This is a genomic window from Pseudomonas putida (genome assembly GCF_028682635.1).
Classification (GTDB): domain Bacteria; phylum Pseudomonadota; class Gammaproteobacteria; order Pseudomonadales; family Pseudomonadaceae; genus Aquipseudomonas; species Aquipseudomonas putida_AE.
Map to the genome: position 1 here is coordinate 298107 of NZ_JANHLK010000004.1, position 19954 is coordinate 318060.

A 19954-nucleotide genomic window follows, 5' to 3' on the forward strand; every position below is an offset into this window, starting at 1 on the left:
TCAGGCGCGAGCCAGTACTCTGACGTTTGCTTTACTCAGGTATCTTTCGCCTGATCTCAAGCTGTTCTATCGCGACTGATGAAGCTACTGCTTCGGCTAGCTCTGGAGCAGCAAACGACTAGATAAGAGTAAGCGTCCGCCAAACACACCTTGTGTGATTAAACGGGCGCCCACCTGTGCGGCAACAACTCGGTTATCTCACTCGCACGCTGCGTCGGCAGGCGTGTAAGAACATCCTTCAAGTAAGCATACGGATCATGTCCGTTGAGCCGCGCCGACTGGATCAAACTCATGATCGCCGCCGCACGTTTACCGCTGCGTAACGAGCCCGCGAACAGCCAGTTCGAGCGCCCAAGAGCCCACGGCCGGATTTGATTCTCGTACCAGTTATTATCGATGGGCACAGCACCGTCATCGAGATAGCGCGTCAGCGCTATCCAGCGTTTGAGGCTGTAATCCAGGGCCTTGGCGATGGCCGAACCCTCAGGCACAAGCTGTCTTTGGGCGGTCATCCAGGTATGAAGTGCGTCGGCGATTGGCGCTGCTTTTTCCTGCCGTATTCGCTGTCGATCACCCGGTTCCAGCTCGCGGACTTCTCGTTCAACTTCGTACAAGGCCGCGATGTAGTGCAGCGCTTTTTCGGCGATCTGGCTCTTGTTGGTCGCATGCAAGTCGAAGAACTTTCGGCGGGCATGGGCCATGCAGCCGATCTCCGTAACGCCCAGTTCAAAGCCTGCCTTGTAGCCGGCAAAGTCATCGCAGACCAGCTTGCCGTTCCAACTGCCCAGGAAGGCTCGGGCATGTTCGCCAGCGCGGCTTGGGCTGAAGTCGTAAACGACCGCCGCCAGGTCGGAGAACTGACTGGTGGCATAGGCCCAGACATAAGCGCGATGAGTTTTTTTAGCGCCAGGCGTCAGCATTTGTACCGGCGTCTCGTCGGCGTGAACGATGCCGTGCGTCAGCACGGCTTCGCGCAGCGCATCGACTAGTGGTTGGAGTTGCACGCCGCAGTTGCCCACCCACTGCGCCAAGGTCGAACGGGCGATGGGCAGCCCGGCGCGACCGAAGATTTTTTCCTGACGATACAGCGGCAAATGATCAGCGAACTTGGCCACCATGACATGGGCCAGCAGGCCTGCGGTCGGTATGCCTTTGTCGATGACGTGCGCCGGTACCGGCGCCTGGATTAGCGTTTCGCACTGCTCGCAGGCCCATTTCCCACGGATGTGACGCTCGACGGTGAACACGCCGGGCGTGTAGTCGAGTTTTTCACTGGCATCTTCGCCGATGCGCTTGAGAGCACAGCCGCACTGGCAATGGCTGTTGTCCGGCTCGTGATGGATCAGCGTGCGAGGAAATTGCGGCGGCAGCGCTGCGCGCTTAGGTTGCTGGCGCACTTTGGCTTCGACGGGTGTCGGTTGCAGCGCCTCAAGCTCGGCTTCGATAGCGGCAATATCAGTATCGATCAAATCGTCGAGCAAGCTGGCCTGATCTGGACTTAGTTGCTCGCTGCGTTTGGCAAACTTGAAGCGCTTGAGCAGCGCGATCTCGTGGGCCAGCTTCTCGTTGACCGACTTTTGATGATTGATCTGCTTGTCCATCGTCTCGACGCGCTGGATCAACTGCGCCGCCAAAGCACGCAGTTCTTCAGGGTTTAATTGATCGAGATTCGGATGCGAAGTCATGCCGCCGATTTTGCCAGAGAGGGCTATGGGCGGCGATAGACTGATGCGCCAATTGCGCTGGCAAGCAGGCCATGGCAGGCGAGTTAGAGCACCGTGATGGCTCCTCCGGAACCGACGCGTTGCCAAGGTAAGCCGAGCACCAAGGCTTGAAGTTGCTCTGCATCCAGCTCGACTTCAGAGCCGTGCCGCACGCCAGGCCAAAAGAAACGTCCTTGATTTAAGCGCCGGGCAGCAAGCCAAATCCCCAAACCATCATGCACCAGCACTTTCATGCGATTGGCACGACGGTTGGCAAACAGATAAGCACAGTGCGGCTTCGCCGCACCGAACACCGCCACGACCCGCGCCAGCGCAGTTTCAGTGCCGGCGCGCATGTCCATGGGCTCGGTGGCGAGCCAGATGGAGTCGATGCGGATCATCGCAGCAGGTCTCGCAGGAAAGCAGAGCACGCCGCTGCATTTTCTGCCGGCCAACTCACCACGACTACGCCTTTTGAATGCGGCACTTCGATTCGGATCGTGGCAGGAAGGGCCTGATGCATCGGCAACGGCGGCGATGTCTTGACCGGGATGAAGGCGGTTTGAAGTGTCAGGCTTTTCTGCGCATGCACGCGTATCCATTTATGGACGAGGTTGGCGTTGAGGTTGTGGGTCAACGCGACATTGGCAATCGAGGTGTCAGGCTGCGCGCATTCGGCGATGACCTGGGCCTTGAAGGACTTTGAATAGGAACGGCGTTCTTGTGGCATAGGCGTCCGCTTAAAAAGGCTAAAAATGGTGTCCACTTAAATTTAGGTGGACACCATCGCCTCAAGCGACGGTGTCAGGAAGGTGTGTTGCCCGGACGGTTACCCGCGGCTCACCCGACCGACCACTTCGTGTCGATTGAGGCCTTAAACCTCAGCTGCGGTAATCGTATCGCAGGCTGGATTTAACACTAACGCTCCATCCAAAGTTTCGACGCCTAACTGACCGTCAGCCACCCGCAGCGGAGGGTAGCGACAGGCAGAAAACCGTTAAAAGCGGCCATTAAAATTGACCCGTCCCGTGGATATCTGCCAGGTCCGACAGATACCCATAGAGCCCCAAGTGTTTACATTCACAAAGTGCCATCGCAAATCGGGAAGACTCAGCAGTTATAAGACTGCGACTCCTCATGAACCACGACAAACCCATCCTGAGGAAGGTATTGCAGATAGGCGATCAGGTCGATTTGCGAGCCAGTATCGCCTCCAGAGTCAAAAAAGCCTCTATTCGCGAACCGCCGATATAGCAAACTCTGTCCAGTCTTCTCCAAATAGAAATCCAGCTCCGACTTACGAATGAACAACGCATTATTGCGGTAAGGGCCCGATGAGAATGCTATGAGTGCACCTGAAGCGTCTTGCCATCCGCGATGTTGATCCCAAATGAGGCCGAGTGTCTTGATCAGATCCTGGCAGGGTACATCCAGACTAAGTTGATCAGTTTCCGAGGTGAATTCGTACTCCCATTCACCGCCCCTGCTGAGAGTTACAGCGGTGCGTATAAGTCCATCGCAATGGGTGTTCGTCGTGCCTTCGTCCACCAACTGATTAAAAGCGGCGCCATCAGGGTACTCGGCCAAATAGCTTCTATAGCAGTTCGCACCGTCTGAAAATGCGCGGTCCAGTCGATCATAGGGGCGTGCTCCGAAAACCTCCTCTTTGGCAAACACAGATCTGTAAAAAAGATCAAAACCAAAATAAGGAGTGCTCCACGAGTCTTCCTCGTCTGATCTGTCATTTGCGCTTGAGCCGCGCTCCAGAGCTATCCACGCCACCCCATTGGCATCGGTACAAGATAGGCTGGACTCGTGAGTCGCGAAGTCATCAGTCGTCACCCACTTCTTGATGTCACGTTCTCGGGACGGAAAAGCGTATTCACGCCGGCGCAGAAGACTGTCTGGATACGTCGGTTCGGCAATTACATCTCTCATGTCGGTTAGATCGCGCTTACGCACCTCTACCGACCGGTAATATTCAGGTCCAGGCACAACGCCTTGAAATGACTCAAGAGAGGACACGTGGTCTGCAAGGATGCCGAGTAGCCGATGAAGTGAAATCCAGTAGTATTTTTTACCCAAGCGCTCGGCATAGGGGGCGCGGCCACGACCGGATCCGAATTCACTGTTCAGGGCGCGGTCGTAGTTAAGTGCGGAGTCCTGGAAGCCGGGATACCCAAGACGCAATGTCTCAGTCATGATCCAACAAGCAATGTTTTCCTTGGTTACCGCGGCAGTTTTTAGGTCAAACCCTGAGACCTTGCTCTCCACTTGGTAGCGCCAGAAATCAGGACCAATGTTTGATCCCCACAGCTTCATATCGGAAGGAAGGTGCTTCAGGTCAAGTAGGGGATTGGCATCCGATAGGGTTGGCCAAGTGTCGATGCGGGGGCTTTGGCTCGGAAAACGCAAGAGTCTTGCTTTAAGCGGCTCGCCGACTCCCTGATCCTTGAGCAACCCTGCGAGCATTCGAATCGAATCACGAATGATCACGTTCGGTCGGTCATACCCGCGCGAGACCAACACATTGAGGGCCGGAATGAATGAAGAGTGGTGCTCGTGTGCAATCAAACAGGCGCTGTATATGGCTTCAGCAACGCTCTCAAGGATGTAATCGTCGTCAGACGCCGCAAACGTTGTGGCTAGCTCGAAGGCGAGCTCGGTATCGGCCACCAACATACGTACCAACCCTTTCGCAGCCCGATCGCGGACGCGACGATCCGCGCAAGACGTCAGCCAGCCTAAAACGATGGTAGCTAACCGTCGGCTTTCACTTGGCCAACGGATGATGTCGGCGTTCAGGGAAGCATCCAGCAAGGACTTGACCGCCCCGTTGCTGCCATACGACTTGAATGCTGCACGCGATAGGTAAACGTCCCTGTTCACCAGAGGCTGGCGACGCAGGAAATTGTCCAGCCATCGTTCTGCGTTGAGGCTGTGGTTGGGCACCAAGCTGACTTTTACGAATACCTCGTACAATTCCTCCCAGAGCCCAGGTACTTTCAGAGCCGCAAAGATTTCATCTTTCAGATCATTATTTTCAAAGCTTTTCCGAGAGCGCCACGCCAAGCCGTGCACGAACAGACGATTGGCGAGTTCGGGCGCCAGTCCAATATCGCAGTTAACGATTTCAATTCCTGTTTTCTCGGGAAGAACCGCTGCTAAAACCTCCAGCAGACCTTTATCTTCAGGCGGCAGTGAAACCACCTGGGCGCCTAATTTTTTTACATCAAACTCGCCGGCCTCATCGGTGCACCGATCTATCAATGCCGTCGCACGAAGGACGTCGCCGTAACGCTCATATCCGAGCCTTACCGTCCAAGTGTCGTCAGGCCCTTCAGTCAGAATCACCAGCCCTTCGCGTTGAAGTTCGCGAATGAAAACTTCGGGTGAAAGTTCTGCCCCCATCACATCACGAAGACCGGTTGCGCACGATTCCCAAAGCCTGTCGCTGGCTGAAGCGCTGGTGAGCCGTTCCGCCAGGCTGAGCATCGATAGACGAACCAAATTTTTCGGACTTGCGAAGCCGAGGCGTTCTTTGACCGCGAAATTGCTATGTTTCAGGTGTCGCTCGAACAAAGCAGAAAAGCCCGGTAAAGATACGTCGAGGGTTGTGCTGCCCTCCTCCTTCAACGTTTTGCATGCCAAGTGAAGGAAAAGTGGATTGCTCAGCTCTTCCGAAAATAGCGGCGTTATCTCCGAGTCGAGCCCATAAAAAGCGGCAAACGCTTGAAGTGCATCCACACCTTGACCGTTAAATCCTCGGTGTTCAAATGCATAACCTGGAAACCTGGAGTCAGTGACCAAGTCTTTGTAGGTATCTCGGGTTGATACGCAAATTTTTACTCCATCGTACGGCCTGCACTGCTGTATCAATTCCGGCAGCTTTGCCTTCCAGCGGGCATCCGATCGACTCTCATTGAGCGCATCAATGAAAATAACGAACGGCAGACCTGTGTGCTCAGCGGATGCGCTCATGCATTGAAACAGCGCGTCGCGCCCAACCTGACCACTAAAGCCAAGCTTACTACGAATGATTTCCCACGGTTCTCCGCCGCCGAAGTCGTCACCGAACACTATGAGAGACATGCCACCTTCAGCGAAACGACGGTAAGCAGCGCTTACTATCGCGTGTGTTTTTCCGACACCTGCGGGCCCGACGAGCAGTAGAGAATGGGCACCTGTGACGTTGATATTCGGCGACGTCAGGACCTTATTAATGGAAAAACTGAGCTGAAAAAGCTCCCTTGCCGAGTCCATCGATCCAGCAGGAAACGTGCACATATACTCAGCGTTAAATTGCCGAAAGCTCGGGGTATCCTTGTCGGGACCATGCTTCTCAATGAAAGCTTGCTCCTGGCTATCCTTTGCCGTGAGCAAAATAGGTTGCAGTTGGCTGAGAATTTTCAACGCATGGACGATTGCTTGTCCGGGCGTTTCAACCTCCCGAACTTGGGTCAACAGAGTCGACAAACTCTGAAGAAGCTCTTCCGCTTTTGTTTTTTTGTCTGCATCAACCAAACTAAACACTTCACCCGAACGACCACGCAGCGATCTGAGTTCACTGATGATTGGCGAAAGAGTCTGACGTCGCCAGTCTGAAAAGTCGGCGGTGCCGCCGAAAAAATCTAGTACATCGTGTGCGTCGGTCACAACGTCCAGTTCACCTGAGTACCGTGGGCCGGCAAATTCGCGGGCTTGCTCCAGGCACTGATGTACATGGACCGGTGTGAGCACGGAGTCATCAAACCAGTAGCGCCGAATTCCGCCATGCGTGTCCAAGCGCTGGAGCTGCTCACGCATGATCGAGCTGCTGCACAGGGTGATTTTGAGACTTTTACCCTCAGCGTCCCTACGCTCCTCTAACTCCTTTTTCCATTCCTCAAATCGTTCGACCTCACCCTGCCCACGAGCGCCTCCTGCCACTCTTCCGGTCAAGTCGAAAGGAATGTAGATCCAATATTCTGTAAGGGTCGGATGATTCAAACAGGCCGCAGTGACCGATTTTGATATCTGTCCAAGTTCCTTGGAACCAAGCTGGAAAAAATACTTTGCTTGAACACCTAAGACAGCTCCACTTGGAGTCCGAAAGTACGCCTCCACCCCACCGTCACCGCCATCACCCCTCAGACTGTAGAAGCTTGAACCCTGGGAAACGTCGCAGCTGTAGCGAAAAAGCTGCACAGCTAACGCTTCAAAGCTGTCGTTTTTACTTTTCGGAGCGCTGCGAATGGTGGAGAAGTCAATCGTTGGCATTACTTAGCGTCCTTTAGGAGTATTTGGATCCTAAAATTATTTTACCGGGATTTTGTTCAAGGGCTCTACGTGCAGGAGGAATGTATAGAAATCACAGTTTTTCAGACTGATTTTTCTGCACGGCCCGAGCTGGTCCGATGCGAGCCATTTTTAACCATTTCCCGATATCAGCTTCACGCCCTGAGGAAGTCAGTCAACCTAAATCGAGGTTCTTCAGACGCGGTGAACTGCGCTTCCTCAAGGCATTCAAATAGATGGTTTCATCGTAGGGCGTCCTGGTCTGGCTGGCGGGCAATATTGATCTGGACTGTTAGTGCTCAGCAGAAACAGACCCAAGCACAGGCAGTGACTCACAGACAAAGCCGGGGACATGACTTGGCGCACCTTGATGGCACGCTGCCATGTGCTAGAGTCGCGAGGAAGGTATCGCGTTAGGGGACGGGGCAACGGTCGTCCTGATGTGCCGACACGCATGCAAGCGAAGCGTGCAGACCAGAAGCTGGAAGCCGGGCCTTAAGCGTCAGGAAAACTCAGGAAACTGCACGGAGGCGAAAACATGCATGAGATTATCTGTCCGCATTGTGCAAAGGCGTTCAAAATTGATGAGGCTGGATACGCAGATATCCTGAAGCAGGTTCGAGATAGCGATTTCGAGAAACAGCTGCATGAGCGACTTGAGCTGGCCGAACAAGAAAAGCGTAACGCCGTTGAACTCGCGATTGCAAAGGCCGCTAGCGAACTGCAGAACGCAGCGGCAACCAAGGATTCAGTAATTCAAGAACTGCGGTCCAGGATTAATACTGAAGAGGTTGCGCGAAAACTCGCCGTCAGTGAGGCGCTAAGTGCTGTAGAGAAAGAGCGTGACACGCTTGCTTACGAGCTCAAGCAAACACGCCGCGAACAAGAATCTGCCTCTAAGTTGGCTGAGGCGAAGCTTCTAAATGAATTGCAGAAGACCGCAGCGACCAAAGACTCTGAAATTCAAGAATTGAAATCCAAGCTCGAGTCTATAGAGATCGGCAAAAGGCTTGCGATTACAGAGGCCATTAGCTCTGTCGAGAAAGAGCGAGATAAGCTGCAAAGTGGCCTCGAAAAAGCCGAACTAGAAAAACAGCTTTCAGAAAAATCGCTGAAGGTAAATACGAAACGCAGATCAAAGATCGTGATGATGCTATCGAACGTCTCCGAGATATGAAGGCGCGCCTATCGACAAAGATGGTTGGTGAAACCCTCGAACAGCACTGTGAAACAGAGTTTAATCGTATTCGAGCCACAGCCTTTCCAAGGGCATACTTCGAAAAGGACAATGATGCACGAACCGGAAGCAAAGGAGACTATGTATTTCGTGATTGGGACGAAGCGAGTACAGAGATCGTTTCCATTATGTTCGAAATGAAGAACGAGGATGACCAAACTGCAACTAAAAAAAAGAATGAAGACTTCCTAAAAGAGCTTGACAAAGATCGCATTGAGAAAGGTTGCGAGTACGCTGTGCTTGTATCCCTTTTGGAACCTGAGAGCGAACTATACAACACAGGAATTGTTGATGTTTTTCACAGATTTCCAAAAATGTACATCGTCAGACCTCAGTTCTTCATTCCAATCATAACGCTGCTGCGAAATGCAGCAATGAACTCTCTACAGTATAAGTCTGAACTTGCGCTTATGAAGGCGCAAAACATCGATATCACAAATTTCGAATCTGAGCTTGAGACATTTAAATCAGCATTCGCAAAAAATTATGATCTGGCCTCAAAGCGATTTCAAACAGCAATTAGCGAAATTGACAAATCAATCGACCATCTCCAGAAGACTAAGGAAGCGTTGCTAGGGACCGACAGAAATCTTCGTCTGGCGAACGACAAAGCGCAGGATGTTACGATAAAAAAACTTAACCGCGATAACCCAACCATGGCTGCGAAATTTTCCGATCTTAAAAGCGGCGTAGCAGGCCAAAGAAAATAAATTTCTGCTATCAACCTAGGATCGTCGATTTAATATATTAGGTAAGAATATGGAAAATACCTCGCACAACCCCGATCAGCACATGTTTGGATTTCGCCAACTTGCTACAAATGGAAGAAAGAAAATAGGAATACTGATCGGTGCAGGGGCGCCTGTCAGCATCAACGTAGGTGAGGCAGGAAGCTGGAAGCCGTTGATACCAAATATCGCCGATCTTGAGAAAATTGTGTTAGACGAACTGTCTGAAAGTCAACGGGGAGTCTACAATCAAATAAAATCCTCATTTCCGGACTCAAACCTAGAGAAGGTCCTGTCACGCGTCAGAATGCTTGCAGAGGTTATTGGCGATGGGAAACTCTTTGATTTTGCGGAAAAAGATTTCTCCAGTTTATCCGAAGCAATATGCAATTCAATTCGGGAAGTAGTTGCGCAGGACTTACCGCTGGGTACAAATCCATACTCTGAACTTGTATCGTGGATTAACGGCATTAATAGAAAGTATGCAGTTGAAATTTTTACAACAAATTATGATCTTTTGATTGAAAATGCCTTGGAGCGGGCTCGAACACCTTATTTTGATGGATTCAGCGGATCCAAGAGTGCTTTTTTTGATCCTTCAAGCATTTCAAAAAATGATCTTCCGCCGCGTTGGGTAAGGCTTTGGAAGCTTCATGGCTCTATTGGCTGGGAGTCAAATGCTAATGGCGAGGTTGTACGCGTGCCGAATTCTAAAAACGCCAATATGGTTTATCCATCGCACATCAAGTACGATCAAACACAAGCTGCTCCATTTTCTTCTCTTTTTGAACGTCTGAAAAACTTCATCCTTGAGCCTGACACATTAATTTTAAGCACCGGATTTTCTTTTGCTGATGCCCACATTTCATCGCGGCTGCTTGAGTGCCTAATGGCCAACCCCACCGCCGCATTGTTTGCTTTTCAGTTTAATAGTCTGGCAGATGAAAAGGCCGCCAAGGAGTTGGCGCTAAAGTGCCCAGGGATAAGTGTTTTTTGTAGCGATGGCGCTGTGATTAATGGAGTGGAAGCAAAGTGGAAAATCGGTACCCCTCCAACCAAGAACTGGCATGAGATTCGAGCAGAATACTATAAAGACAACAAATTTTTGCTTGGAGACTTCCTGCGGTTAGCTCGTTTTCTAGCAACTGCTGGTAGCGACATCTCTCAAGATGCAGTTCCTCCTGTACCTCAGGAAGTACAAGAGGAGATGCTATGACAACTATCCAACCAACGTTTCTGGGGCTTGTAAGCGCCGTCTCGAGCTCTTCGGTGGCCGTTGACCTCGCTGCCTCTGTGGAGTCTGGAATTGTCGTGCTGGAAGGACGCAATTATCGAATCGGGCAAGTCGGAAGCTTCGTGAAAATCCCTTTAGGATATAACCACCTCTACGGAGTTATTTCTGAATCTAGCGAAACATCAACAGTCGACGCCGATTCAAAAATGTCTTCCGATAGAAAATGGATCAAAGTGGAGCTAGTGGGAGAATCCATCGGAGGAAATTTTGATCGAGGCATAAGCGAGTACCCAAGCATCGGCGATCATGTTCATTTTGTCGTCGAGAGCGATCTGAAATTAATTTTCAGAAAGCACTTAAATAGTCACTTCCAAGTTGGCCGCTTATCCAGTTCGGAAGGAATTGAAATAAGCTTGGATCTGGATAAGCTTGTCGCTCGCCATTCTGCAATTTTGGGATCTACCGGATCTGGGAAGTCAACCAGCACGGCAAGTATCCTTCGGTCGATGGTGATCAAGTCTGATGGATCACCCTTACCATCTGCGAGAGTTTTGCTGATAGACATTCACGGTGAATATGGCCCAGCACTCAGCGATGTCGCTAAGACCTTTTCAATCATGCCCTCAGGCGAGAATCAGCTATACATACCGTTTTGGTGCATCTCGCCAGATAAGCTTATTGATTTTCTTTGCAATAATCCAAACGATTCTCAGCGATCACTTTTCATGGATAAAACCGTTGATGAAAAGAGGCTTGGCATTGTTGAAAATGATATACCAAATGTAGATGTGGATAAAATAACAAGCAATACACCGCTGCCTTATAGATTAAAGAAGATATGGTATGACCTTTGTCATGAGGACGGTGTTAATTACAGCGATGCAGCTATGACTATCCCAGCATATTCTCCTGACGGAGAGGGGGCTTTTGACGACTTGATCGCCCCTAAATTTCTCCCTCCTGGGGCTGGCTCGTCACTACCAAAGAAGGGTGGAACTGGGGCAATGAAGAGGCAGCTTGATTTGATGAAGTCAAGGCTACTCGACACACAATACTCCTTCTTGCTGGAGCCAGGCGATTGGAATCCAGACAGTGGGGGCAAGATCAAAAAAGACTTAGATGGACTGCTGGAAGATTGGCTTGGGCATGATAAGCCCATAACGATATTTGATTTATCCGGAATGCCCTCGGCACGATTGACGCTTCTTTTGGGTGCAGTCCTCGATATTATCTTTGAGTCCGCCATTTGGGGGAGGAATGTTACTGAGGGGATGCGTGAGCGCCCCCTTCTTATCGTTCTTGAAGAAGCCCACCGTTATCTTGGGAAGTCTGAGAATGGACACTCAAAAGAAATGGTACAACGGATTGCTAAAGAAGGTCGAAAGTTTGGGGTTGGCGCCATGATCGTTAGCCAGCGTCCATCGGAGATAGATGAAACTATTTTATCTCAGTGCGGAACAATCATTTCTCTGCGCATAAATAACTCAACGGATCGTGGAATAGTCAAAGCAGCTATGTCCGATGGCTTAGCTGGGATTGTTGACTCACTACCCATCCTTAGAACTGGGGAGGCAATTATAGTTGGGGAAGCAGCGCAACTCCCAACCCGGTGTAGGTTCAACGTTTTGCCAGATGATAAATACCCTAATAGCGGAGACCCTAAAATTGGCGAAAAATGGAACTCTGCACGGAGCAACGAAGATTATTCCAGGCTCGTTAGAGCGTGGAGAAACCAAGATAGTGCACAATAGGAGAAATCATGGAACGTGTATCTGTTAGCTCTTCAAATATCGCTACTGTTGGACATGACGAGTCCTCGCAGACTCTCGAGGTGGAGTTCTTGAACGGAGCGGTGTACGAATATTACGACGTACCTGAACATGTCTACCAGGAGTTAATATCCGCATCTTCCGTCGGAAGTTATTTCGCGCAGCGGATAAAAAATGTATACGGCTTCTCCCGTGGTGGGTAAAGCCTTTACACGAAGCTTGGTTTTTTGGCTTGAGTTACGCGGATCACGCTGTGTTTGGAGTAGGTTCGCATCGCGATGCGAACCTACTCGGTGATTCATTGTTCTAGAACAATGAGCTTTATATTTGACGTAGCAAGAATGCGAACGAAGCTCCTTGCCTAGTTAAAATAATCCACGCTCAGCAAATGACATCGTGGATGAACACCATGGAAATACCTTAGCTATTTCGGATAGATGAAAATCTCCGTTGGCGCCAGCCCGGCCCTTCTTCCGCCCCCATGACCGTGATCTCGCCCCATCCATACGGTATCGACTCCGGTCTACGCCGAGGCACTGACGTAAGTGCGCATGTTCGTTCGCCGGTATGAATCAAAATCTGCCCGATCATGCACAGGGCAGGTATCCGCGTCTGAGTTGTATACATCGAAAGCGCAATGGATCGGCCTGGGTCCGTAGACATGCATAAGTGACCAGTTTTGGGAGATTGCTAACTGCCTGAAAGGAAAGCAAACGCCCCAAAGCGTTCGCTCGCGAAGGACGGCTAACGGCCAAGCGGACGCTCGATCCAGGGCTACTTCTTCCGGCCAAAAGCGCTCGACTAGGCCCGGACGCTACTCGTCGAAGTGCTCGGTCGAATGTTTTTTTAGGCCCTGAACCTATTCATTACTCTCCGCGCGGCGATTCCCGCTTGGCCAATGCATCTATTGATTGATTCAGTTATTTATTGCCGGTGACTTTTCTAGTTAAATCTCTCTCCTCCATCTCAGGAAGATGTTGGATTATACCCGACAACACATCAACAATTGCGTAGGCTCTTTGGTGAAAATTAGCAAGTTCGGCCACGGTGAAAGAAGCAAAGCTTTTCTTATATTTACTTCCTTCAGGAATACCACCAGATAGATTTGTACCGAAAATCTCTCCATCACTGCTTCGTGACCAACAGAAATGAGCGAATTTATTTCTAGTCGATCTAAGTGATGTAATCTGACCATTGATATCTAGGATTTTTTTAATCTGATCCTCGCTAATCAACTGATAGCCATATCGATACCTGTGTATATCACATGCCTCTTTGATGGCCTCTTGCCGCTTTGCCCCGGACATATGGTCCGTATAGGTGCGCGCTAAAAAAGCAGGGGTTACCAGAAGCCGAGAAAGTAACATGCCAAGTAAAAACTCAATATTCGACCATTCAACTGTGAGCTTTCCGATAGCCTGAAAGTGTTCATCAGTGAGCTCCGCGTATTGCGATGTATGGTTTAATGGCATAATTCCTACTGCGTCCTAGCTCGTGTTATTTGAATACCAGCGACCTTTATTGTCGCGATAGATTGTCATACAACGTTTTTTTGTTTTTCCGCAAGACATTTTCTAGCTAAGACGTGATCGCGAATAATGCGGCCCTGCTCAGGGAAACGCGACATGCATGACGACAAGCCCCGCTAACCCTATGAAACAGTCCACCGGGCGCTACAAGCCGTAGCCCGCTAGAAATGGACGGTTAAATCTTCCACTCCACAGCCTCCAATCGCCTTTGCCCAACGTAGTATGGACGATTCGTCAAATTCAAGATCAGCGCGACTGCCGCTGTAGTGAACTGCTCTCTGGTGCTAACCTGAACATCGCCGTAGCTCTTCGCCGAAAGCTGAAGCTGCGCGCAGAGGCTCACGACCCTCTCATTCTTAAACGATACCTTAATTTGATGCGCAAACTCGTTGCGCACCTTTCGAATCAACTCGCATTCCCTGTAGTCTATTTCGGATAAAAGGCCCAAGGCAAACGAGGCGGAGATGCGTGCGGAGAAAGTTCCAAGTGGCGCGTTGAAGCCGTCGAGCAGAGCCTTGGTTCCCTTGTTAGGAATGAGGAACGACTCAATGATTCGAGCGAGCTGCTCATCTAGCATCGCGGCAGCAGCCAATGCAGTCCCGCGCTCTGTCTCTTTGTTGAAGTCGGTGAGGAAGTCCATGAAGCCGCTAAGATGCGGATGAGTCTCCAATAGCGGAGGGGAAATATCGTTCATAGCAACTCCTCAGTAGCGCCGAAAAAAGTGGTAGATATCCGGGCGAGTTTTCAGAGCCAAGGCCATCACCGCCAGTGACTGAGTGAGAAGCGCATCGTCTCTTTCAGAGGCCTCAACGAAATCCGCATGACCAGCGCCGCCGTCTTGATACTTCGCGCCGTGAGCGAGGTTATTTCTCGCTCGGCGGAGTGCGAGAAAGAGATCCGCCGTGTTCTTAACAGAACCCATGTCCTTCCATCCCAGCACCCCATTTGCGAGCTTCACTTGCTTTTTGGGCGGGTGGTTTATCAAGACAGGGGCAATTCGCTGGACGACGACTTCACTCAGGAAGTCTGGACCAAGGTCGCGGGCGAACCCATCCCAGTCAGGATCAACCCTGTCATCGTTGCCAATTGCATACGTCCCAGACCGCTTCAGTGCACACTCAAATCTTGAGAAAACGACGAAGAAATCCATAGCCAGCTGAGGCAATTCCGCCTCAAGCGCCTGTTCGACCAAGTTCATATTTCCCCCAGCAAGGTTCGCAATCGCGATAAAGGAAGAGCTGACCAAACTAAGCGCCGCATAAAACCATGCGGGGAACATCAACCCCTCTATTTGGCGCAGAAACTGTTGTAGCACACATCGGTTTAAAGCGGAGATAGGTGCCGCATAAGGTGAACACAGCTCCTGGAAGCCTGAACGTCCGTTCATGGCCGGATTCTGCCTGTCGCCACCTTCCGATTCGGACCGATTGCTTCCTGTTGTCCCGACAGCTGTAAGAGGATCACTGCTTATCATGGATGCGAAGCAAGGTTTTCAGATCGAATACGAGCGGGGGTCAATGCTATTTCGTGAGGTATTCCAATTGGTATTCCAATCAAAATAAAAAACCAATATTAATTATAATAATCAATAATATAAGATACCGACTCAGATTACCCCGGCCCACCAAATACGAAGCAAGCCAAAACCCGCCCAGTGCGGGTTTTGTTGCATCTGGGTTTCGGTAATCCAAAGCTGATACGCCCCCCCCTGTAGGAGCGGGCTTGCCCGCGAAGAGGCCAACCAAACCACCGCAAAAACGGCGGCATGCACTTCACGCAGAGCCTGCGGGAAGGGAGTCAGCATGAATAATGTTCTGTTGATCAATGCCAGCCCCAATGGCCAGGTTTCCCATGCGAACCAGTTGGCACTGGAGTTGGTGCAATCCCTGCGCCAGCGCTATCCGCGGCTCGAACTGGTCGAACGTGACCTGGGCGCGCATCCACTGCCACCGCTCGGTATGGACTACGCCCGCGCCCGCCTGTCACTGGAGCCGCTGTTCAGCAACCTCGTTCGCAGCTCATCAGTAGAACTCGTCCAGCAAACAGTAAAACGCTATCCGTTGCTGATCGGGTTCCACACCATAGGCGTGGAAAAACGGCGCTACCCATGCCTGTCCAAGGTTGCGCTCTATGCTTCGGGCAGCCAGCGCAAGATCTTGGTAAATGTCACTGATGCCTAATCGGCCGCAGTCGATGTAGCCGGTAAAGCGAGTTCCTTCGACCATGAAATTCGGCAGGCAGGCGTCGCCGTGGGTGACCGCAAGATCATAGGTTTCAGGGAGCGTCGACAGCAGCTCTGCGAAAACATCCACAGCGGTCCGACCCAGCCGCTCATCGTCAAAGTCTGCCTCGTCAACGAGCCCGGCACTCACTCGACTCCGGGCGGCGGCTATGCGCTGCTCCAACGGGTGATCAAAGGGACATGCCTCGATTGGCACCTGGTGCAGAGTACGCAGTGCCATTGCCAGGATGCTGATGACTTGGGGTGGAGACAGATCGTTGGCACTGGCCAGATCCTGTCCGGGGACGGCACTCATGAGTAACCAATGTCGACTGTTTTCTGTCGTGGCATCAAGAACGGTTGGCGCAGGCAGGTCGAGCCGGTTCATCCAGCGAAGACGCTCAATCTCTTGCGGCAGCTCACTATGGACGCCAACGGGTTCGGACTTCACAAACAGGTGTTCGCCGCTGATGCAGCGAATGCGAGAAACCTCGGCACCTGACTCGCCGATGGTTTGTCGTTCAATGGGTGCACCACTGGATGTTTGGGACCATTGGGTGGGAATGTACATACTGTTACTTACCCTGTTCCGCCAGATAATTATGAGAGGCCTCATGATCCGCGACTTTCGAAACCTGGACCTGGAACCCGTATTGGACATCTGGCTACGGGCGTCAATCCAGGCGCATCACTTCATCGCTCCCGAATTCTGGCGCAACCAGCTTGATGCCATGCGCGAGGTCTACCTGCCCGGCGCCATGTCCAGAGTATTTGAGGCCGATGGGGTCGTCGCAGGATTTTGCTCTGTGTATGGCGACACGCTTGCGGCGCTTTTCGTATCGCCTGAGCATCAGGGGCACGGCATAGGTACGCAGCTTCTCGCGGACGCCAAGGCCTCCAGGTCAGCGCTACGGCTGACTGTATATTCGGCGAATGCGCCCAGCATCCATTTCTATGAGAGCCAGGGCTTTGTGGTTCTCAATGAACAACGGGATGAGCACACTGGCCACCTTGAGAAGGTGATGCGCTGGGGTGACCTGGTTCAGGACTAGGCACCACTTCTGCCCTTCAACTCAAACGAAAGTCGCTCAGGTCAATCGACACCATCACCCTCTCGCGCAGGGGTTGCCTGTCCTCGCCCCGCAGGTAGGCTCTGCGCCGGGAGGGAAAGCGAAAGCCCTGGGCTTCAACGTACTCGCCCACGTATTGGGCGGCTGCGAAGCCGCCGGCCACGTTGACGTGATAGTCATGTCGACGCAACAGGCCGTCGTCAGCGAAGTAAAAATCCTGGAAACGGCTGTGGCTGGCGATGTGTTCCGGGAACTCGACCCGCAGACCGCGCCAGGCTTCGGGGCCTTCCTGCCAGGGGGTGATTTCAGTGACGTTGAAACCCGCCATCGCCATGAAAAACGGCGTCGTCAGGTAGGTCCACATGGCGTACCCGCTGAAGTACGCACGGTGCAGCGGGTCCCAAGGTGTGTTCATGTCGTGCCCGGCGAATGACTCTCGCGGGTTCGATCGCTCGCGCACGATTTCGCCCTCGGTGGTTTCGATGGCGATGTAGTCGGCCCGGAATGCCGTGCGCCAGTGCGGGTTGCCGAACGGCGTCACGCTGGCGCTTTGCTGGTGCAGGCTGACGGTCATCTCGCGGGGCATCGTGTCTTGCACCACGCCCTTCATCGCCCATAACTCCCCGCCCGTGACGATGGTGGCGTTGAGCGTGGTGAACCCGTTCCAGCGCTCCAGCCCGCCATGGGCGTCGAGTACTTTTTTCAGCAAATCGTTCATGGGTCTTGTCCCTTTCGATGCTGGGCGGAATCAAAAGAATAGGTCACTGGCAGGTCGTGGGCGGATCTATGCTGATGACTTCCCTACAGGCTCGGGCCTCCACTGAACAGAAGCAGTCAGGAATGCAAAACATGAATATGCGGATTCTGGCCCTCCTGGCAGCGATGGTTTGCCTACCAGCACACGCCGCCAGCGAAGTCGACGCCTTCGATGCCGGCAATGGCAGGCCTTTCGACCAGACGCTGGAACTGCAGGGCATTGTTTTTCATGTGACGGATGAGTCGGTCGATGGCGGCCGGGCAATGCGCATCGCTCCCCAAGGGCTGGAAATCGATAATTCAGCCATGACTCACCCCTTGGCCGGCGACATCGCTCGGGCGGAGGTCGGAGACCTTGATCGGGATGGCTCTCCGGAAATTTACGTGTTCGTCAGGTCACCAGGGCGCGGATTGCCCGGCGAACTCGTCGCCTACGCCGCCAACCGTAAAAAATCCCTCAGTGCGATCTATCTGCCACCGGTCAGCGAAGACCCAGAGATCGCCGAGGGGTATCGCGGCGAGGATGAGTTTGCCGTGGTGGAAAACACCTTGGTGCAGCGGTTTGCGCTGTATGACAGTGCGGACGCCTCGGCGGGGCGGACCGGGAAAATGCGCGAGATTCAGTATCGGTTGATGCCTGGGGAGGCGGGATGGATTTTGCAGAGGCAGAAGGTGATGGCGTATTGAGCCATTTTCCGGTTTCGCCTGCCGGGCAACACATGAACTTTTCTTCACCCCGGGTTCAGGCAACTCCCTGTACATTTGCCCTCGCTCATTCAAGAAACTACGGTTTGCCCGCCCTCCCGCGGGCTTTTTTTTGTCTTGCGAAATGTCCTACTTTGAAACAACTCGCGAAGAAAAATCCCACAGGTCTTTCAGGTTGTCGGTCGGAAGGGGGCTTATTAATCTTTTGTCGTCACTGACTACTCAGTGATCGGGTGTGAGAACCCGGCAAGTAATAGCCATGCACTACCAGTATCCGCATAATTGCCGGCAGCTTGTCCGCTGCCTGTAGATGCGTAATGGCGGCTGTGTGCGGGCAGACTTTTGTCTGACCGGGTGGCTATGACCGGATTCTCACCTCGCACATAGCTGCCACCTCTTTGCTGTGTGAGAACGGCAAGTACTGGCACCCACGCAAGAGGTTAATCATCTTGGATAAGCTAACCCCCGATCCCCCCTTCGAAACCACCAAACCCTATCGCCCCAGCCCCTTCTTCACGATCCTCCCCGACATCAAATCCGAAAACCTCCTCGCCCACGCCTGCGAATCACTGGCTTCAGCCAGCGTCATGCTCAATGACTTCGCCACTTACCTTAATGGCCCCCAGCGCAACACCGCGCTGGGGATTGCGCAGATCGTCATGCTGGCGGAACTGGCTGTGAACAGGGCGCTGGATAATGTCGATCCGCAGGGCTAGGAAAGTAGACCGCGTTATCGTTCTTCGCGAGCAAGCCCGCTCCCACATTTAGTCTGTGGCGTATGCAAATTCTGCGGCCACCGAAAGACTATTGTGGGAGCGGGCTTGCTCGCGAAAGCAATTTGCCAGGCAATAAAAAAACAGAACATCTCACTCAAACTGCGGGCTACGCTCAACCCGCAATTTGCGACAATCCTTTTGCAGCACCGGCATCTCCAACCGCGCTCTTCCGTAAAACGCCAGCGCCGTCAGCAAACACGCCAGCCACACGAAGATCCCGGCCCAGAAGGTGTGGGACATGTAGTGCCAGCCCTGCACCACCCGCGTCGTGCCATAGACAAACCCCAGGGCCAGCGAGCCGTACATGATTGCCTTGGAATAGCGCCAGCGGTAACGGCGGGCAACAAAGTACAGCGCCAGCATGGTGAAACCACCGGAGGCATGCCCGCCCGGCCAGCAACGACCGTCACCGGCGACTTTCAACAAATCGAAATTCTCGTACCACTCCTTGTGCTCGATCCTCCCGCCGTACTGGGTGGTCTCGATCGGGCAATACACGCTGGTATGGCCCTTGAGGAAGTGGATGACGCCGGTGCTGATGGAGAACGCAAACACCACGTAGAGGAAATCCCGCCGATGTTTGCTGGCAAAACGTAGTACCGGCGCGACCTTGATCTTTTCCAGGACGGCGATGATCTTCGCGTGTTTTTCCGCCTTCAGGCGCGGCCAGAGAAACGACAGCAAGGCACCGATGATGGCGATCTCGCCGGTCCAGTTCGGAATGATCCGCGCCCATTTGTGGGTGATTTTTTCGAACAGGTGAACATGGTCCAGCGGGAATGTTTGCGTCACCGGGTCATAAAACAGATCGTTGAAGGCGATGTCGATCCGGGTCAGGTCGAACATCAGGAACACCACGACCGCGCAGGCCAGTGGGATACCGAAGTACACCCAGTAAAAACGCGAGCGTGAAGCCGTCAGCATGGTGTGTCCTGGTAACAGAGTGAAT

18 protein-coding genes and 1 pseudogene are annotated in these 19954 nt (G+C 52.5%); 9 read left to right on the forward strand and 10 right to left on the reverse strand.

Annotated features, from left to right (window positions below; genetic code table 11):
* Positions 1 to 158 precede the first annotated feature (158 nt).
* The 4 genes from tnpC to NPS56_RS07425 form a co-directional block, all read right to left on the reverse strand.
* Complete coding sequence (gene tnpC / locus NPS56_RS07410; protein WP_274074140.1) at positions 159 to 1685, reverse strand: IS66 family transposase; 1527 nt, start codon at positions 1683 to 1685, stop codon at positions 159 to 161.
* An 83-nt stretch (positions 1686 to 1768) separates the two neighbouring features.
* Complete coding sequence (gene tnpB / locus NPS56_RS07415; RefSeq protein ID WP_017279403.1) at positions 1769 to 2104, reverse strand: IS66 family insertion sequence element accessory protein TnpB; 336 nt, start codon at positions 2102 to 2104, stop codon at positions 1769 to 1771.
* Positions 2101 to 2469, reverse strand: coding sequence for an IS66-like element accessory protein TnpA (tnpA, locus tag NPS56_RS07420; protein WP_130211361.1), 369 nt, complete (start codon positions 2467 to 2469; stop codon positions 2101 to 2103). Before tnpA ends, tnpB begins: the two co-directional genes overlap by 4 nt.
* Positions 2470 to 2813: 344 nt before the next feature.
* Positions 2814 to 6962 carry an ATP-binding protein gene (locus tag NPS56_RS07425; RefSeq protein ID WP_274074091.1) on the reverse strand — a complete coding sequence of 1383 codons (4149 nt, stop codon included), beginning with the start codon at positions 6960 to 6962 and terminating at the stop codon, positions 2814 to 2816.
* 556 nt (positions 6963 to 7518) lie between these two features.
* On the opposite strand from NPS56_RS07425, the gene NPS56_RS07430 reads away from it, so the two are divergent.
* Genes NPS56_RS07430 through NPS56_RS07450 form a run of 5 tightly spaced genes read left to right on the forward strand, consistent with a single transcriptional unit; the run spans position 7519 to position 12151 of the window.
* Positions 7519 to 8157 (forward strand): DUF2130 domain-containing protein, encoded by a 639-nt coding sequence (locus tag NPS56_RS07430; RefSeq protein ID WP_274074092.1) that lies wholly within the window; start codon positions 7519 to 7521, stop codon positions 8155 to 8157.
* Entirely contained in the window at positions 8154 to 8927 is a 774-nt protein-coding gene (locus tag NPS56_RS07435; RefSeq protein WP_274074093.1) for a DUF2130 domain-containing protein, read from the forward strand. The genes NPS56_RS07430 and NPS56_RS07435 overlap by 4 nt, the downstream gene beginning before the upstream one ends.
* A 49-nt stretch (positions 8928 to 8976) precedes the next feature.
* The gene (locus tag NPS56_RS07440) at positions 8977 to 10161 is read left to right on the forward strand and encodes an SIR2 family protein (protein WP_274074094.1); all 1185 of its coding nucleotides are present in this window, start codon (positions 8977 to 8979) and stop codon (positions 10159 to 10161) included.
* Entirely contained in the window at positions 10158 to 11930 is a 1773-nt protein-coding gene (locus NPS56_RS07445) for an ATP-binding protein (protein WP_122587948.1), read from the forward strand. Before NPS56_RS07440 ends, NPS56_RS07445 begins: the two co-directional genes overlap by 4 nt.
* Before the next feature lie 8 nt (positions 11931 to 11938).
* Entirely contained in the window at positions 11939 to 12151 is a 213-nt protein-coding gene (locus NPS56_RS07450; RefSeq protein WP_122587949.1) for a KTSC domain-containing protein, read from the forward strand.
* 717 nt (positions 12152 to 12868) lie between these two features.
* On the opposite strand, the gene NPS56_RS07455 is transcribed toward NPS56_RS07450, so the two are convergent.
* From NPS56_RS07455 to NPS56_RS07465, 3 genes are all read right to left on the reverse strand, one after another.
* Positions 12869 to 13420 (reverse strand): hypothetical protein, encoded by a 552-nt coding sequence (locus tag NPS56_RS07455; protein WP_274074095.1) that lies wholly within the window; start codon positions 13418 to 13420, stop codon positions 12869 to 12871.
* Positions 13421 to 13652: 232 nt separating this feature from the next.
* Complete coding sequence (locus NPS56_RS07460; protein WP_274074096.1) at positions 13653 to 14171, reverse strand: transcriptional regulator; 519 nt, start codon at positions 14169 to 14171, stop codon at positions 13653 to 13655.
* 9 nt (positions 14172 to 14180) lie between these two features.
* Positions 14181 to 14864 carry a hypothetical protein gene (locus NPS56_RS07465; protein ID WP_274074097.1) on the reverse strand — a complete coding sequence of 228 codons (684 nt, stop codon included), beginning with the start codon at positions 14862 to 14864 and terminating at the stop codon, positions 14181 to 14183.
* A gap of 415 nt (positions 14865 to 15279) precedes the next feature.
* On the opposite strand from NPS56_RS07465, the pseudogene NPS56_RS07470 reads away from it, so the two are divergent.
* Positions 15280 to 15438: pseudogene (locus NPS56_RS07470) on the forward strand (NAD(P)H-dependent oxidoreductase); the annotation flags it as partial.
* 60 nt (positions 15439 to 15498) lie between these two features.
* On the opposite strand, the gene NPS56_RS07475 reads toward NPS56_RS07470, so the two are convergent.
* On the reverse strand, positions 15499 to 16269 hold the full coding sequence (locus tag NPS56_RS07475) for an APH(3')-II family aminoglycoside O-phosphotransferase (RefSeq protein ID WP_274074098.1): 771 nt from the start codon (positions 16267 to 16269) through the stop codon (positions 15499 to 15501).
* Positions 16270 to 16312: 43 nt separating this feature from the next.
* On the opposite strand from NPS56_RS07475, the gene NPS56_RS07480 reads away from it, so the two are divergent.
* Positions 16313 to 16750, forward strand: a complete 438-nt coding sequence (locus NPS56_RS07480; protein WP_274074099.1) for an N-acetyltransferase — start codon at positions 16313 to 16315, stop codon at positions 16748 to 16750.
* 16 nt (positions 16751 to 16766) lie between these two features.
* Here the strand turns inward: NPS56_RS07480 and NPS56_RS07485 are convergent, their stop codons facing one another.
* The gene (locus tag NPS56_RS07485; RefSeq protein ID WP_274074100.1) at positions 16767 to 17486 is read right to left on the reverse strand and encodes a hypothetical protein; all 720 of its coding nucleotides are present in this window, start codon (positions 17484 to 17486) and stop codon (positions 16767 to 16769) included.
* A gap of 131 nt (positions 17487 to 17617) precedes the next feature.
* Between NPS56_RS07485 and NPS56_RS07490 the strand changes: the two genes are divergently transcribed.
* Positions 17618 to 18211, forward strand: a complete 594-nt coding sequence (locus NPS56_RS07490) for a hypothetical protein (protein WP_274074101.1) — start codon at positions 17618 to 17620, stop codon at positions 18209 to 18211.
* A gap of 467 nt (positions 18212 to 18678) precedes the next feature.
* The gene (locus NPS56_RS07495; RefSeq protein ID WP_274074102.1) at positions 18679 to 18945 is read left to right on the forward strand and encodes a DUF6124 family protein; all 267 of its coding nucleotides are present in this window, start codon (positions 18679 to 18681) and stop codon (positions 18943 to 18945) included.
* 150 nt (positions 18946 to 19095) lie between these two features.
* Here the strand turns inward: NPS56_RS07495 and NPS56_RS07500 are convergent, their stop codons facing one another.
* On the reverse strand, positions 19096 to 19929 hold the full coding sequence (locus NPS56_RS07500; RefSeq protein WP_274074103.1) for a phosphatase PAP2 family protein: 834 nt from the start codon (positions 19927 to 19929) through the stop codon (positions 19096 to 19098).
* Positions 19930 to 19954: the final 25 nt, after the last annotated feature.